The sequence below is a fragment of the Paraburkholderia caffeinilytica genome (assembly GCF_003368325.1).
Lineage (GTDB): Bacteria > Pseudomonadota > Gammaproteobacteria > Burkholderiales > Burkholderiaceae > Paraburkholderia > Paraburkholderia caffeinilytica.
Genome location: NZ_CP031466.1, coordinates 3249826 through 3264949 on the forward strand (window position 1 = coordinate 3249826; position 15124 = coordinate 3264949).

General features: G+C 61.8%; 12 protein-coding genes and 1 pseudogene. 7 read left to right on the plus strand and 6 right to left on the minus strand.

Annotated elements, in window-relative coordinates; genetic code table 11:
* Position 1 precedes the first annotated feature (1 nt).
* The 3 genes from DSC91_RS14255 to DSC91_RS14265 form a co-directional block, all read right to left on the minus strand.
* On the minus strand, positions 2 to 751 hold the full coding sequence (locus DSC91_RS14255; RefSeq protein ID WP_115779197.1) for a 2-keto-4-pentenoate hydratase: 750 nt from the start codon (positions 749 to 751) through the stop codon (positions 2 to 4).
* 81 nt (positions 752 to 832) lie between these two features.
* Positions 833 to 2119: an MFS transporter gene (locus DSC91_RS14260; protein WP_115779199.1), complete on the minus strand. Its 1287-nt coding sequence runs from the start codon at positions 2117 to 2119 to the stop codon at positions 833 to 835.
* Between the two features lie 141 nt (positions 2120 to 2260).
* Entirely contained in the window at positions 2261 to 3481 is a 1221-nt protein-coding gene (locus DSC91_RS14265; RefSeq protein WP_115779201.1) for a pyridoxal-phosphate-dependent aminotransferase family protein, read from the minus strand.
* Between the two features lie 162 nt (positions 3482 to 3643).
* On the opposite strand from DSC91_RS14265, the gene DSC91_RS14270 reads away from it, so the two are divergent.
* Together DSC91_RS14270 and DSC91_RS14275 are read left to right on the plus strand one after the other, a co-directional pair.
* Complete coding sequence (locus DSC91_RS14270; RefSeq protein ID WP_115779203.1) at positions 3644 to 4369, plus strand: GntR family transcriptional regulator; 726 nt, start codon at positions 3644 to 3646, stop codon at positions 4367 to 4369.
* A gap of 267 nt (positions 4370 to 4636) precedes the next feature.
* On the plus strand, positions 4637 to 6223 hold the full coding sequence (locus tag DSC91_RS14275; RefSeq protein WP_115779205.1) for a Na+/H+ antiporter: 1587 nt from the start codon (positions 4637 to 4639) through the stop codon (positions 6221 to 6223).
* 54 nt (positions 6224 to 6277) lie between these two features.
* Here DSC91_RS14275 and DSC91_RS14280 read toward each other — a convergent pair whose 3' ends face one another.
* Complete coding sequence (locus tag DSC91_RS14280; protein WP_115779207.1) at positions 6278 to 6571, minus strand: hypothetical protein; 294 nt, start codon at positions 6569 to 6571, stop codon at positions 6278 to 6280.
* Positions 6572 to 6837: 266 nt separating this feature from the next.
* The gene (locus tag DSC91_RS14285) at positions 6838 to 7476 is read right to left on the minus strand and encodes an HD domain-containing protein (RefSeq protein WP_115779209.1); all 639 of its coding nucleotides are present in this window, start codon (positions 7474 to 7476) and stop codon (positions 6838 to 6840) included.
* A gap of 253 nt (positions 7477 to 7729) precedes the next feature.
* Here DSC91_RS14285 and DSC91_RS14290 point away from each other — a divergent pair, with 253 nt between their 5' ends.
* The 5 genes and pseudogenes from DSC91_RS14290 (at position 7730) to DSC91_RS14310 (ending at position 14004) form a co-directional block, all read left to right on the plus strand.
* Entirely contained in the window at positions 7730 to 8692 is a 963-nt protein-coding gene (locus DSC91_RS14290; protein ID WP_115779844.1) for a GlxA family transcriptional regulator, read from the plus strand.
* A gap of 42 nt (positions 8693 to 8734) precedes the next feature.
* Entirely contained in the window at positions 8735 to 9493 is a 759-nt protein-coding gene (locus DSC91_RS14295; protein WP_115779211.1) for an SDR family oxidoreductase, read from the plus strand.
* Between the two features lie 357 nt (positions 9494 to 9850).
* Positions 9851 to 11578 (plus strand): annotated as a pseudogene (locus tag DSC91_RS14300) (IlvD/Edd family dehydratase).
* 101 nt (positions 11579 to 11679) lie between these two features.
* Entirely contained in the window at positions 11680 to 13038 is a 1359-nt protein-coding gene (locus tag DSC91_RS14305; protein ID WP_115779214.1) for an MFS transporter, read from the plus strand.
* Between the two features lie 42 nt (positions 13039 to 13080).
* Positions 13081 to 14004, plus strand: coding sequence for a dihydrodipicolinate synthase family protein (locus tag DSC91_RS14310; protein ID WP_175172057.1), 924 nt, complete (start codon positions 13081 to 13083; stop codon positions 14002 to 14004).
* Positions 14005 to 14156: 152 nt separating this feature from the next.
* Here DSC91_RS14310 and DSC91_RS14315 read toward each other — a convergent pair whose 3' ends face one another.
* Positions 14157 to 14903, minus strand: coding sequence for a winged helix-turn-helix domain-containing protein (locus DSC91_RS14315; protein WP_115779216.1), 747 nt, complete (start codon positions 14901 to 14903; stop codon positions 14157 to 14159).
* Positions 14904 to 15124 lie beyond the last annotated feature (221 nt).

Sequence of the window (15124 nt, forward strand, 5' to 3'; positions counted from 1 at the left end):
GCTAGTACAGCGTCAGGCTGATCGGCGCGAGCCCTTCAATGAGCCCGCTCGCCGTTCCCGCGCTCTGCGGAAAAAACATGCCGGTGTATGAACCGGTGGTGACGACCATCTCCGGCGTGATCGCAATACCGCGCGACGTGGCGTGATTGACGAGCCACGTTAGCAGGCGTCGCGGATCGCCGGCCGGATTGGCTGGCGTCGTCTCGACCACGTCCCGCCCTTCAAAGCTGAACCGCAACGACGGCGCCACAAACGGAAAGTCCTCGCGATACGGCGTGAATTCGCCGACGACCAGCGCGCCGTGATTCTGCAAATCCGCGAGTTGGGCGAGCTTGTCGACCTTGGGCCAATCAGCGTAACGGCTCGCCACGATCTCGATGGTCGCGCCGATCGAGCCGATGCCTGCGTGCACGTCGGCATCGCTATAGGGCGTGGTCGATGGCTCGAAGCGGCGGCCGAAGCGGAACGCAATCTCCAGTTCGAGTCCCAGCGGCGCAAAGGCTTCACGCGGCAACGGTGCGCCATCGGCGTGCAGATCGCTCGCCGGCAACGGGGCGCCCTGGATCGGGCCGCTGTCGGACTTCGCGCCGATCTTCCAGCCACCGATCGGTGCGTCCAGTACGCGCAGAATCTCGTGCTGGACCGCGTAGGCGGCGGTGCTGTCTGCAGGTGTTTGCTCAGGCGGCAACGTATCGAGCGTCAGGTGATTACGGCGCGCGTCGGCGAGACGCTGACTCAGTGAGGTTGTCATTGCTTTAAAGTCGAAGAGAGGGAACCGTGCATTCCGAAACGGTGTGTTATGAAACAGCGCATTCCGGACGTTGTATTCCGTTTACGCACCCACGCCCGTGGTGGCGTGCGCTTTGTCGGCCGCGTTGAGTTCGAATTTGCTTTCCGGCTGCATGCGGAACGCGAGCACCACGCCGATCGCCATCAACAGCATGCTGCCGACAAACGGCAACTCCCAGCTGCCGAAGTAGTCGATCAGGAATCCGCCGACCACCGGCGAGATGATCGCGGCCAATGCCGAGCCGGTGTTCATCATGCCGCTCGCGGTGCCCGAGTATTCCGGCGCGATGTCCATTGGAATCGCCCACATCGGCCCGATCGTCATTTCGGCGAAGAAGAAGCCCGAGGCAAGACACGCCATCGACAGATACAGGCTGTGCGTGAACATCAACGGAATGAGCGAGAGCAAACAGAACAGCATGCATACCGACACCATCCAGCTCCGTGCACGCTTCAGGCTGCGGGTACGCGTGAAAATCCAGTCGGTCACGATGCCCCCGAGCGTATCGCCGAGTACGCCCGCAAAAAATACGACCGAGGCGAAGACCGCCGACTTTTGCAGTTGCAGGTGATAGCTATGCAGGAAGTACTGAGGAATCCAGCTAAGGAACAACCACAAAGTCCAGCCGTAGCAGAAGTACACGATCGTGACCGGCCACATGCGGCGAAACAGTTTTCCCCACGGCACGCCAGCCGCTTTCGGCTTCGGCACAGGCAAGACATCGAGTTCTTCGCTCGTGATACGCGGATGATCTTTCGGATGTTCGGTGAACGTGAACGCCCACACCGCCACCCACAGCAGGCTGAACACGCCGCAAATGTAGAACGATTCGCGCCAGCCCCAGGTCGCCATCACCAGCACGATCAGGCCGGGCGCCACCGCATTGCCGATACGCGATGCCGCGTGAGTGATGCCCTGCGCGAAGCCGCGTTTTTCTTTTGCGACCCAGCGCGCCATTGCCGAGGTGGCAGCAGGAAACGTGGCGCCTTCGCCGAAACCGAGCAACACGCGCGCGGCCAGCAACGAGACGAGACCACCGGCGAAACCGGTCAGCAGCGTCGCCACACCCCAGATGGCGCCGCAGAAAATCAGCGTGCGTTTCGCACCAAAGCGGTCACTGACCCAGCCGCCGATGATCTGGAAAATCAGATACGGATAAGCGAAGGCGGAAAACACCAGGCCCACTTCCGTGTGCGAAAGACCGAACTCCTTGCCAAACCCTGCGGCCGCGGTGCTGACGTTGACGCGGTCAAGGTAGGTGATGAAGTACATGATGCATAGCATCACTAGAACGATACTGGTCGCACTGCTCACACGAAACCGCTTCATCGCCTCTCTCCATTGCAGTCTATCGACGGCGCGCCTGGAATGGCGCGCTGTGTCGTCACCCTTCAGCGGCATACGCTGCGGGTCCATCGCATGTTGATCATGAGCCGCGTTCTGTGCGCGGCTTCGTGAAGGCCCGGACGTTTAAGCCGCTGCTTTCAGCCCCGAGGTTTGCGTCGGCTGGCTCAGCCACTCCATAGCGACGGGCAGGCCGCTTTCCTTGAGCGGCACGCCCGCGAGCCGCAGGCCCATCTCGCAACCGGCCAGCGTCGCCAGCAGCATCAGGTCGTTGCAGTCGCCGAGATGGCCGATGCGGAACATGCGGCCTTTCATCTTGCCGAGCCCGGTGCCGAGCGACATGTCGAAACGTTCGTAGATGACCTTGCGCACGGCGTCGGCATCGATACCCTCGGGCATCATCACGCCGGTCAGCACCGGGCTATACACGGCGGGATCCGCGCACTGGATCTCCAGACCCCACGCGCGAACCGCACGGCGGGTGGCTTCCGCAAGACGCTCGTGACGGGCGAACACGTTGTCGAGCCCTTCGCCGAGAATCATCTCCAGCGCCTCGTTGAGCCCGTACAGCAGGTTCGTGTTCGGCGTGTACGGCCAGTAGCCGGTCTTGTTCATCTCGACGATGTCGGTCCAGTCCCAGAAGCTGCGCGGCAGCCTGGCGTGCTTGCTGGCGGCCAATGCCTTCTGTGAGATCGCGTTGAAGCTGATGCCCGGCGGCAGCATCAAACCCTTCTGCGAACCCGACACGGTGACGTCGACGCCCCACTCGTCATGGCGATAGTCGGCGCAAGCGAGGCCCGAGATCGTGTCGACCAGCAGCAGCGCCGGATGGCCGGCGGCATCGATCGCGCGGCGCACGGCGGCGATATCCGAAGTGACGCCCGTGGAGGTTTCGTTATGGACGACGCACACCGCCTTGATCTCGTGTTGCGTGTCGGCGCGCAGGCGTTCTTCGATCATTTGCGGCTGCACGCCGCGCCGCCAGCCTTCGATGCCAGCCAGGCCGAGGAACTCCGGCTTCAGCCCGAGGCTTTCCGCCATCTTTTTCCACAGCGTCGCGAAGTGACCGGTCTCGAACATCAGCACGTGGTCGCCGGGACTCAGCGTGTTCGACAACGCCGCTTCCCACGCGCCGGTGCCGGAGGCCGGATAGATCACCACCGGTTGCTGCGTCTTGAAGATTTTCTTGATGCCTTCGAGCACCTTCAGACCAAGTTCGCCGAACTCGGGGCCGCGGTGATCGATGGTCGGGTAGCTCATCGCACGGAGAATGCGATCGGGCACCGGGCTCGGACCCGGGATCTGCAGGAAGTGACGGCCAGCGGGATGAAAGTCTAGCTTGAGCATTGGGCTCCTCCGATTGAATTTTGCATTCAAAAAACTATATCAGATGATCCGTGACGGTCCCAAGGCGAAAATTGCTTGCCGATACCGGTGTTTACCCGCGCTATTAACTAATCTTTGTGCTTCCGATAAAATCACACCTAACACGATGTTGAGGGCTTTTGTATGCAAAATTCTGATTTCAATGCGGGTACGACCGCCTCTCCGTTGATGCCGAAGGTTGAGCGTCAGCGTTTGCACGACACGGTGGTGGAGCACATTCGCCGCTTTATCGTCGAAGGGGTGCTCGAGCCGGGCAAGAAACTGAACGAGCGCGAGTTGTGCGAAACGCTCGGGATTTCGCGTACGCCGTTGCGGGAGGCGCTGAAGGTGCTGGCAGCGGAAGGGCTGATCGAGATTTCGCCGAACCGCGGCGCGTCGGTGTCGAAGATGTCGGAAGCGGAATTGCGCGAGACCTTCGAATTGATGAGTGGCCTTGAAGCGTTTTCCGGCGAACTGGCGGCGGAGCGGATGACGGCTGCGGAGCTCGCAGAGATCAAGGCGTTGCATTACGCGATGCTGGCTTGCCGCACGCAGAACGATCTGGCCGGGTATTACAGCCGCAACCAGGCGATTCACGACAAGATCAATGAAGCGGCGAGGAATTCAGCACTGCGGCAGACTTATGTCGCGGTGAATCGGCGCTTGCAGGCGCTGCGGTTCCGGTCGAATTTTCAGATCCCGAAGTGGGATAGCGCGATTCATGATCACGATGAAATGTTGAAGGCGCTCGAAGCGCGGGATGGGAAGAAGTTGAGCGCGATTCTTCGGCAGCATTTGCTCGACAAACGCGATGCGGTGTTGCAGGTGCAATCGCGGGAAGAGGTGGCGGGGGCGGTGTTGAAGGCTTAAGCGGTTTTTAGCCTTGAGAGCGCCGCATGAGTTGCGCGCTTGCGGCGTTCGGTTTCTTCTGTTTTTCCAATGTCGTAGGCACGGACAACTTTTGCGTGGCGCGCAGAAAACTTGTCCCCAAAAAATGTTCAGAAGCCTGTGGACAACCTGAGCACAGTCCACTCAAGTGCTTGACGCCGCACACATATCGTCCGCCGGCTCCTCCGCAGGCAATGCCCGCGCTCTGTGATAAAAAGTAATCCCCAGCCGCTCACCGAGGCCCCACGCATGTCCTCCGTCATGGCCTTCAAACTCGTCCTGCTGTCGCTCGCCGCGATGATCGGCCTGCAGCTGCTCGCCAAGCGGCTGCAACTTCCACCGGCCGCGGCGCTTCTGGTCGGCGGCGCCGCGATGGCCTTCGTACCCGGACTGCCGCCCATCAATCTCGATCCCGAACTGGTCCTGATCGTGTTCCTGCCGCCACTCCTCATGGACGGCGCGTACTTCTCCGTGTGGGACGAGTTCAAGCGCCATCTCGGCGGCATCCTGCTGCTCGCGATCGGCGCCGTCGTCTTTACAACGCTCGCGGTCGGCATGGTCGCGCATTGGGTCGTGCCGGCCTTACCGTGGAGCGCATGCTTCGCGCTGGGCGCGGTCGTCTCGCCGCCTGACGCCATCGCCGCAAAAGCCGTGCTGGAGCGCGTCGCGCTGCCGCGCCGCCTGATGGTGCTCCTCGAAGGCGAAAGCCTGCTCAACGACGCCGCCGGCATCGTCCTGTTCCGCTTCGCCGTCGCCGCCGCGCTGACCGGCACGTTCAGCGCGCAACACGCGCTCGGGCAGTTTGCCGTGCTCGGCCTGGGTGGCGTGGCGGTAGGCATCGCGATTGGCTTCGTGGTCGTCAGGCTGCTGCGCTATCTCGACGACGGCTATCTCATCATCACCGCATCCGCACTCTGTCCGTGGATCAGCTACATTGCCGGCGACATGCTGGACGTCTCGGGCGTCATCGCGACCGTCAGTTGCGGAATGGTGCTCGGCTGGCATCAGCATGAAGTCTTCTCAGCCGCGGTGCGCATGCGCGGTACGGCTTTCTGGCAGGTCCTGATCTTCCTGATGGAAGCGCTCGTGTTCCTTCTGATCGGGCTGTCGCTGCGCGGCGTGGTCGTGCGGCTAGGCGGCGTCGGCGACACGTTGATCGCGCTTGCCCCCGCGGTCGGCGCAGTGATCGCGGCCGTCGTAGTGTCGCGCTTCGTGTGGGTGTTCGCCGTCGAATGGTTGAAGGGACTCGTGTGCAAGCTGACACGGCGTGCAAACGTCGCGCTCGACTGGCGCTCGTCGACGGTAACGAGCTGGGCCGGCATGCGGGGCGTGGTAACGCTGGCAATCGCACTCTCCTTGCCCGAGGCGATGCCGGGTCGCGATCTGATTCTGGTCGCGTCATTCGCAGTGATTCTCGTGACCGTGCTCGGCCAGGGAACCACGATTGGCGCGTTGATTCGCTGGGTCAAACCGGATAGCGCAAAAGAGCGTAACGAGCGGCATTTGACCGAGCCCCAGGCGTGGGCGAGGGTCGAAGCGTCGCAGTTTGCCGCCATCCAACCGCTCGTGCACGACGCACAGGGCCAGGTGATTCACCCGCGCCTGCTAGAGCAATACAGCTATCGGGCACGAATGACCGAAACCCACCAGGACCTGACGGAATATCCCGCCGATGTGCGCACCGCACATTACGACGTTGTACTCGCCGCCATAGCGGCCGGACGCAGCGAGTTGTTGCGGATGCATCGATCGGGCCTGATTCACGATGAACTGCTGACCGAGCTGGAGCGGGATCTCGATTTGCAGGAAATCGCCGCATTGCACGGAAGGGGATGACCCGGCCGCGCCTGACGTTAGCCAAGACGCGAACCGGTCGAACCACGGTGAGACTCAATGGCCTTTGAAAATATCCAGCAATTGATTTTGCATCTGCATCATTTCATGCGCATGCTTCATCTCCATCTGCGCCATCGTGTCCTGATACTCCATTTCCATCTGCATCATTTTCTGCTGGATGCCGATGGCCTGAGCGCGCTGTTCAGGGGTCAGCTTGTCCATCATCATGCTGTACTCAGGTGGCATCAGATAGGTGCCGGCGCGCCCTATTCCCTGTGCCTGCACAGAACCCGCGATGAGCGCGAGTGGCAACAGGCTGCACATCATCAAAGCTCGAATCGATTTCATGTCATCTCCAGTTTCAGGTGAGTAGCCGGGGTTTAAAGTCGGCTACGTAGGCGACGCTCAAACGCTCAGACAGACAGGCCGCGGTCGATCCGCTGCACATGACGAGTCTGGGAATGCAACACCCGGGGACGGCCGCTGTGCCCGATCAACCGGGTGTTTCATGGGTTTAGTCGCGAACGCTTACTGGAAATGACATGCTCGATAAAAAATGTGCCGATGATTTTTCTTCTGTGCGGCTGTCACTTTCGCCGCGGCACGCCGACTAATTAATCCTTCCAGGACGACCCCAGGATCATCGTGCAGAAATTCTCACGATGGTAGTGCGGGTCTTTCAGCGCCAGCACGTCCGCTTTCACATTGCCGAAAGTCGTCTCCGGTTTGTGCATCGTGCCGTGCGCGAAGGCGTCGATAATGCCTTCCTTGAAATGCGCACCGCGCGGGTGGGCGTGGATCACTTCATGGCGCTGGTGTTCGGCGAATTCGTCATAGGCGAGACCCAGCACGTCCATCTCCACACCCGCTGTCACCAGCGCGACCACCGGCTTCATATATTGCGGAATGCCAGGCGTGGTGTGCAGCGCAATCGAATTCCACACCTGCTCGATATCGTCTTCGCCGATGCCATGACGCCGCAGAAAATCACGCGCCGCGTTCGCGCCGTCCACCTCGAAGCGATCATGCTCGCTGCTATACGGTGCGACGAGTCCCATGTCATGAAACATCGCGCCGATGTACAGCAGCTCGGGGTCGTACTTGAGCTGCTTGCGCGCGCCGGCCAGCGAGCCGAACAGGAACACGCGCCGCGAATGGTGATAGAGCAACTCGGTTTCGGTATCGCGCACGAGTTGCGTGGCTTCGCGCGCCATCATGCTGTCGGGAATCTGGATGCCTGCGATCGTGGTCATGTGAAGTGCTCCATGAAAGACTTGGGTGAACCGGACACGCGGTCTTTGTGAGTCGATAGCGCGTTTGGTATGCTGGTCCGCGATGCTTTTTCTGGCTGCTTATTCGACCCGTCGAGCAGCGCGTCCGATGAGGCTCAGTATTGGTCAGCCCGCTGTCGCGGGCAATCGTCGCGGACCGTTGAACACTGCCAAACGCACCGCGTTGACTGCCGCGGGCAGCGAATTCCCGTCCATCGTCAAAGGAACTCACTCGATGCCTACCGTCGCGATCGCAATCTTTCCCGGCGTGCAGGCGCTCGACGTCGCCGGTCCGGTCGACGTGTTCTCCGAGGCCAATCGCTTCATCGCGCCGCAGGATCGCTACGAGGTCACGCTGCTCAGCGCGGAGCCGGGTCCGCTGCGCGCCTCCAACGGCATGACGCTGATCGCCGATGCCACTTTCGACCAGTCGCGCCGACCGTTTGACCTTGCGCTGGTTGCAGGCGGCCCCGCGCTGCCCGGCGATGCCACGCCCGATACGCGTTTGCTCGAATGGCTGTCGCAAGCCGCCTCGCAATGCGAGCGCTATGGCTCGATCTGCACCGGCGCGTTCGCACTCGGCCACGCCGGACTGCTCGACGCGCGCAATGTCACGACCCACTGGCAGCACGCGGCGCAACTCGCCGAGCAGTTTCCGCGAGCCCATGTCGAATTCGACCGGATCTATCTACGCGACGGCAACCTCGTCACGTCAGCGGGCGTCACGGCGGGCATCGATCTATCGCTTGCATTGGTCGCCGAGCATCATGGGCCGCACACGGCCCTCGCGGTCGCCAAGCGGCTGGTGGTGTTTGCACAGCGACAAGGCGGTCAATCGCAGTTCAGCCCGTACTTGACCGCCCCCGCCGACGACACCTCGCCGGTCGCCAAAGTGCAGGCGCACGTCATGGAACGGATTCGCGAGAGCTTTACGGTCAAACAACTGGCGGACTTCGCCGGCATGAGCGCACGGAATTTCGCCCGCGTGTTCGTGCAGGAAACCAGGGTGACGCCGCACGAATTCGTCGAACGCGCCCGCGTGGATGCGGCGCGCAAGTTGCTCGAAAGCAGCGACGCGGCGCTCAAGGCGATAGCCTACGACTGCGGCTTCGGCACCGCGGACCGGATGCGCATTGTCTTTACGAAGCGACTCGGCGTTACGCCGATGCAGTATCGCGAGCGCTTTCGCTCTGCGTGAGAAAATAACCGCCTTCTCAAGCCAACGATCACAAGGAACGACATGTCCCTCTCTTCTCCGATCCGTGCGATCGTTACCGGCCACACTCGCGGCCTCGGCGCCTCCCTTGCTGAACAACTGCTGGCGCGCGGCGTCGCGGTACTGGGTTTGTCCCGCTCGCGTCACGCTACGCTCAAAGCGCGCTTTCCGGCATTGCTCGAAGAAATCGAGCTCGAGCTTGCGGACCCCACGCGCGTCGCGCAGTGGGCCGCAACCGATGCACTGCGCAGCTTCGTCAACGGCGCGCAGAGCGTCCTGCTGATCAACAACGCAGGCATGGTTCAGCCGATCGGTCCAATCGAAGGTCAGAACGCCGCCGACATCGCGACCGCCGTGAGCCTGAACGTGGCCACGCCGCTGATGCTGGCGAGCGCGCTCGCCGCAGCCAGCGTCGACGCGACCGATCGGCGCATCATGCATATTTCCAGTGGCGCGGCGCGCAATGCGTATCCCGGCTGGAGCATCTACTGCGCGACCAAGGCCGCGCTCGATCACCACGCACGCGCCGTTGCACTCGACGCGAATCGTGCGCTGCGTATCTGCAGCCTGGCGCCGGGCGTCATCGATACGAACATGCAGGCGGAAATTCGCGGCAGCGGCAAGGAACAATTCCCGATGCGCGAAAGATTCGAAGACCTCAAGCGCAACGGCCAGCTTTCGACGCCCGAACAAAGCGCCACCCAACTGATCGACTACGCCTTCAGCGATGCATTCGGGCAAGCGCCGGTGGCCGACATTCGCGAGGTCGCCAGGCAGGGCTGACTCGCGAGCGCCACGCTCCCGTAAAACCTCACCTTTTGGCTGAGAAGCCGATACTCAAACGCCGGGCGCGGCTATCGCGCCGCGCCCGGCTCGCCTCCTCTCTCAAACATTCATGCCAGGTACAGCGCGTCAGTGGCACAGTTTTAAAACGCATTTGCATTAATTAGCATCGCTAATTTAGAGATAGTTGAATATTTGCTTTATATGTGGGACATGGATGGGCAGGTTGACGAAGCATCAGACCGCTCATAGAGTTAACCAGGAACAACGCTCGTTTTTGATGGCGTCGCCCGTTCAGAAAACCGAAGTAAGCGGACCGTCCGCCGATTTCGCGAGTGCGTTATGCAGGAGACAATCATGAGTACCTCACCCAGAAAACCGCTGCGCAGCCAGGCCTGGTTCGGCAAAGCCGACAAAGACGGTTTCATTCATCGCTCGTGGATGAAAAACCAGGGTCTGCCGCATCATCTGTTCGACGGCCGTCCCGTTATCGGCATTTGCAATACGTGGTCTGAATTGACGCCTTGAAACGCGCATTTCCGCGAACTCGCCGAATACGTCAAAAAGGGCGTCTACGAAGCGGGCGGCTTTCCGCTCGAATTTCCGGTCATGTCGCTGGGTGAATCGAATTTGCGGCCTACGGCAATGCTGTTTCGCAATCTCGCCTCGATGGATGTCGAAGAATCGATTCGCGGCAATCCGATCGACGGCGTGATCCTCCTATGCGGTTGTGACAAAACCACGCCCGCGCTGCTGATGGGCGCGGCTTCGTGCGATCTTCCCGCGCTGGCCGTCTCGGGCGGCCCCATGCTGAACGGACGCTATCGGGGTGAAACCATCGGTTCGGGCACCGGCGTCTGGCAGATGTCGGAGCAGGTGCGCGCCGGCAAGATGGAGATGGCGGAGTTCATCGAAGCGGAAAGCTGCATGAATCGCTCGCGCGGGCACTGTATGACGATGGGCACGGCGTCGACCATGGCCTCGATGGTTGAAGCGCTCGGTATGGGCTTGCCACACAACGCCGCGATCCCCGCCGTCGATGCGCGCCGCCAGGTATTGGCGCACATGGCCGGACGCCGCATCGTCGAGATGGTTCGTGAAGACCTGACCATGAGCAAGATCCTCACGCGTGAGGCGTTCGAAAACGCGATCCGCACGAATGCGGCGATCGGCGGCTCAACCAATGCCGTGGTGCATCTACTGGCCATTGCAGGGCGCATCGGCGTCGACCTGAAGCTGGAAGACTGGGAACGCGGGTCGGATGTACCGTGTCTGGTGAATCTTCAGCCGTCAGGCGAATTCCTGATGGAGGACTTCTACTACGCCGGCGGCCTGCCCGCCGTCCTGCGCGAACTCGGCGAGGCGCAACTGCTGCATCGCGACGCGTTGACGGTGAATGGCCGCAGCATCTGGGAAAACGTGAGCCGCGCCGAATGCTTCGATCGCAAGGTGATCTTTCCGGTCGCGGAGCCGTTCAAACCCAGGGCTGGCATCGCCGTGCTGAAAGGCAACCTCGCCGTGAATGGCGCGGTCATCAAACCGTCGGCGGCCACCCCCGAACTCCTGCAGCACCGCGGCCGCGCCGTGGTGTTCGAAAACGTCGAAGACCTGCATGCGCGAATCAACGACGAAAGTCTCGACATCGACGCCAGCTGCGTGATGGTGCTCAAAGGCGCCGGCCCGAAGGGCTATCCGGGTTTCGCCGAGGTCGGCAACATGCCGCTGCCCACCAAGATTCTGAAGCAGGGGATTACCGACATGGTGCGTATTTCCGACGGTCGAATGAGCGGCACCGCCTACGGTGCAGTCGTGCTGCACGTGGCGCCCGAAGCGGCCGCGGGCGGCACGCTGGCGCTCGTTCGCGATGGCGACATGATCGAACTCGACGTCGCCGGACGGCGCCTGCATCTGGATGTCGACGAAGCAGAACTGGCACGCCGGCGGGCCGAGTGGAAGCCGCCGCCGGCACCTGCACGCGGCTGGTACAAGCTGTATGTCGACACGGTGCAACAGGCCCATCTGGGCGCCGACCTGGCATTCCTCATCGGGTCAAGCGGCGCGGCCGTTCCGCGCGATTCACATTGAGCGGAGCCAGAACACCGGCGCCGCAATGGCGACTGCCGCGACCACGGCCTCCCGAGGCGTCACGGTAATCGCCTTCTACGCCGCAAACCAAGGATCACAGAATGCAGGTGCAATCACCCGCCGTCGACGGCACCCGAGTCATCGAGCGCGCCACGCTAAAGCTGATGCCACTGCTTGGCCTGCTCTATCTGATCGCCTATATCGACCGGCAGAACATCGGATTCGCCAAGCTGCAGATGGTGGCCGATCTCGGCATGAGCGAAGCGGCCTTTGGTTTGGGCGCGTCACTGTTTTTTATCGGCTACCTGCTGTTCGAGATACCGAGCAATATCATCCTCGCAAAGGTCGGCGCGCGCCGCTGGTTCGCGCGGATCATGCTGTCGTGGGGTGCCGTCACCGTCGCGCTGGGCTTCACGCACAATGCGACAATGCTCTACGTGCTGCGTTTCCTGCTGGGCGCTTGTGAGGCAGGCTTTTATCCAGGCGTGCTGTACTACCTGACACTCTGGTTTCCAGTCCGCTCCCGTGCGAGGCTGGTCGGGTATTTCATGATCGGCAGCGCGCTCGCCAATGCCATCGCAGCGCCGATTGGCGGTGTCCTGCTGGACTTCGACGGACTGTGGGGCTTGCGCGGCTGGCAATGGGTATTCATCGTTACCGGCATGGCGGCAGTGCTGATGAGTGGCGTGGTATTGCAGCGCTTACCCGAGACGCCGCGAAACGCAAACTTCCTCAGCGAAGCCGAGAAGAGCTGGCTGGCCGATACGTTGCGAACGGAGGCCGCCCGCATCGCGCCCTCGGACCATCGCAATCCGTTTGCGGTGCTGCTGGACAAGCGTGTATTGCTTATGTCGTTTTACTTCCTGTTCTTCCCGCTGTCGGCCTACGGTCTCAGCTACTGGTTGCCCACAGTCGTCAAAGGATTCGGCGTCGGTAATACCGTCAACGGTCTGCTGAATATCATTCCCTGGCTGATGGTCGGTATCGCGCTGTGGTGGGTGCCGCGCCGTTCAGTCGCCCGGAACGAACAGACGTGGCACATCGTCGTGCCGGCGCTGACAGGTGCGCTTTGCCTGTTGCTCAGTGTCTTCGTGCCCGGCCACGCGCTGCAGTTCATCTGTCTGTGCTTCGCGGCCGCCGGCATGTTCGCCGGGCAGCCGGTACTGTGGTCGCTTCCAAGCCGGTTTCTGACCGGCGCCCGCGCAGCCGCAGGGCTCGCTGCAATCAATTCGATCGGCAATCTGGGCGGATTCATTGCCCAGAACGCCGTGCCGATGATCCGGGACCGCACTGGCAGCGTTATCGCACCCATGCTGTTTTTGTCCGCCTGCCTCGCGTTCGGCGCGCTGATGACCTTTGTGATGCAAGCGGTCATCCGCAAGTCAGAGCGGCAAGCGCTGAATGCCGGCACCGCCGCGGCGACTCACGCCGAGCGGCTCCATCAAGACCGTGTCGATTAGCGCTCGATTCGTCGCCATTCAACCGCTGTGGAAACCGGGTCCATGAACTCCATCGCCTCGCCCACCGGCAGCATCGCCGGTATCTATCCGATCCTGTATGCCTTCTTCGACCGCGACAACCGCCTGGACCGCGCCGCCATGCGCCGGCAGATGCAAGCTGTCGTGCGAACCCAGGCGCCCGGTGTAGCCGTGCTCGGACTCGCCACCGAGGTCAACAAGCTGTCCCGAGCCGAACGTGAGCACATCGTCCAGTGGGCGATAGAAGATAGTGGCGGCACGCTGCCGCTCGCGGTGACGGTGAGCGGCACATCCGTCGAGGCCCAGCGCGAGCTGGCTCACTACGCGATCGCGCAGGGCGCGAGCTGGCTGATCCTACAACCGCCTGCACTGGAGATCGGCGCGATACCGCAACCTGAAGCGTTCTATTTTGATTTCTTTGCCGCCGTGATGGAAGGACTCGGTGTGCCGGTCGGCATCCAGAACGCACCGGAATACCTCGGCGTCGGCTTGTCGCCCGACAACCTCGAACGGCTCGCCACGCAGTGCCCGAACTTCCGGCTGCTCAAAGGTGAAGGACCATCGATCGTGCTGGCGGAAACGGTGGCGCGTGTCGGACACCGTATGCCTGTACTCAACGGTCGCGGAGGAATGGAATTGATCGACAATCTGCGCGCGGGGTGCGCGGGCATGATCGTCGCGCCCGATTGCTTCGATTGGCAGCAACGGATCTATCAAGCTTTCGTTAGCGGCGACGTTGCACAGGCCGAGGCGCTCTACCGGGAGGTACTGCCGGCCATTGTCTTTGTCATGCAGTCGCTCGATACGTTGATCTGCTATGGAAAACGTATCGCCGCATGGCGCATGGGGTTTGAGGTCGAGCACGATCGCGACACGCGATTACAACCGAGCCACTTTGGGCTCGAAGCCGCTCGAAGATTCGCAGCAATGCTCGGGCCGTTGCCTTGATTGACCCGCAAACGGCCCCGGATTGCGACGTCTGTTGCCTGTCAGGCACTGTACGGGCGGGATGCCGATAGGAACAGGCCGCTGGCACTTTGGCAAAGTTCACCCCGAAGAACAGACGCTCCGTCGCTTTCCTCCGGCAGATACGCCGAACCTCACACGCCGGGCGCGACCATCGCATCGCGCTCGGCCGCTCCGATCTCGCCGTGCGGCACGAACACATAGCCGCGTCCCCACACGGTCTGCACATAGCGCGGCTCGGAAGGATCGACCTCGATCAGACGCCGCAGCCGCCAGATCGATACATCGAGACTCCGCCCTTGATGCAGCACGCTATTGCCGCGCAATTTCTCGTTGAGTTGCACGCGCGTAAGCACGGTCATCGCGTGATTGACGAAGATTTTCAGCAGCGCGAATTCGGAACTGCGCAGCGCGAAATGCTCGTTGTCGCGGCGCAATTCGCGTGCGGAGAAGTTCAGCTCGCATCGTCCGAAGCGGTACGGCGGCCGCGTTTCCGGTGCGCCTGGCGCGAGCGCGCCACGCCGGCGCAGCAGCACACGGATGCGGGCGAACAGTTCGGCAGGGTCGGCGGGCTTGCTCATGAAATCGTCTGCGCCGAGCTCGAGACCAATCACGCGATCGATCGCCTTGCTGCTCGCCGACAGCAAAATCACCGGCACATCGTTGCCGCCCATGCGCAAGTCGCGCAATACGGCAAGGCCGTCGCCGTGCGGCACCGAGACGTCGAGCACCAGCAACGCCGGCCGTTCCGTCTCGACCACGGGCTTCAATCCGGCGCAATGCGGACGTGTGGACACGCCGCAGCCCTGCCCGCGTAAAGATTCGCCCACCACGGCCGTTAAGCCGGCGTCGGCGCCAACAAAGAGAATGTGCTGACTCATCCAACTGATTCCAGGAGACGATCGGTTTTCAGAGACAGGCGATGGCTTGCAGGAATGGCAAATCCGCTGACCGCTTGTCGTCCGCGTCGCCATCTTCCCTGTATGCCGCTATTCTCAAAACGCGGAACAGCCCCCAAGGTTGCCAATTTCTTCCCAACTCTTTCAGCACGGAACGTGATATGGGGCGGTCCGCAAAAGTCACCGTGCGATGCGCACGCCTG

Bases quoted from the DNA above. Each gene is read 5' to 3' on its own strand.
- DSC91_RS14255 (WP_115779197.1), bottom strand. From the start codon at position 751: ATGACAACCTCACTGAGTCAGCGTCTCGCCGACGCGCGCCGTAATCAC.
- DSC91_RS14260 (WP_115779199.1), bottom strand. From the start codon at position 2,119: ATGAAGCGGTTTCGTGTGAGCAGTGCGACCAGTATCGTTCTAGTGATG.
- DSC91_RS14265 (WP_115779201.1), bottom strand. From the start codon at position 3,481: ATGCTCAAGCTAGACTTTCATCCCGCTGGCCGTCACTTCCTGCAGATC.
- DSC91_RS14270 (WP_115779203.1), top strand. From the start codon at position 3,644: ATGCAAAATTCTGATTTCAATGCGGGTACGACCGCCTCTCCGTTGATG.
- DSC91_RS14275 (WP_115779205.1), top strand. From the start codon at position 4,637: ATGTCCTCCGTCATGGCCTTCAAACTCGTCCTGCTGTCGCTCGCCGCG.
- DSC91_RS14280 (WP_115779207.1), bottom strand. From the start codon at position 6,571: ATGAAATCGATTCGAGCTTTGATGATGTGCAGCCTGTTGCCACTCGCG.
- DSC91_RS14285 (WP_115779209.1), bottom strand. From the start codon at position 7,476: ATGACCACGATCGCAGGCATCCAGATTCCCGACAGCATGATGGCGCGC.
- DSC91_RS14290 (WP_115779844.1), top strand. From the start codon at position 7,730: ATGCCTACCGTCGCGATCGCAATCTTTCCCGGCGTGCAGGCGCTCGAC.
- DSC91_RS14295 (WP_115779211.1), top strand. From the start codon at position 8,735: ATGTCCCTCTCTTCTCCGATCCGTGCGATCGTTACCGGCCACACTCGC.
- DSC91_RS14305 (WP_115779214.1), top strand. From the start codon at position 11,680: ATGCAGGTGCAATCACCCGCCGTCGACGGCACCCGAGTCATCGAGCGC.
- DSC91_RS14310 (WP_175172057.1), top strand. From the start codon at position 13,081: ATGAACTCCATCGCCTCGCCCACCGGCAGCATCGCCGGTATCTATCCG.
- DSC91_RS14315 (WP_115779216.1), bottom strand. From the start codon at position 14,903: ATGAGTCAGCACATTCTCTTTGTTGGCGCCGACGCCGGCTTAACGGCC.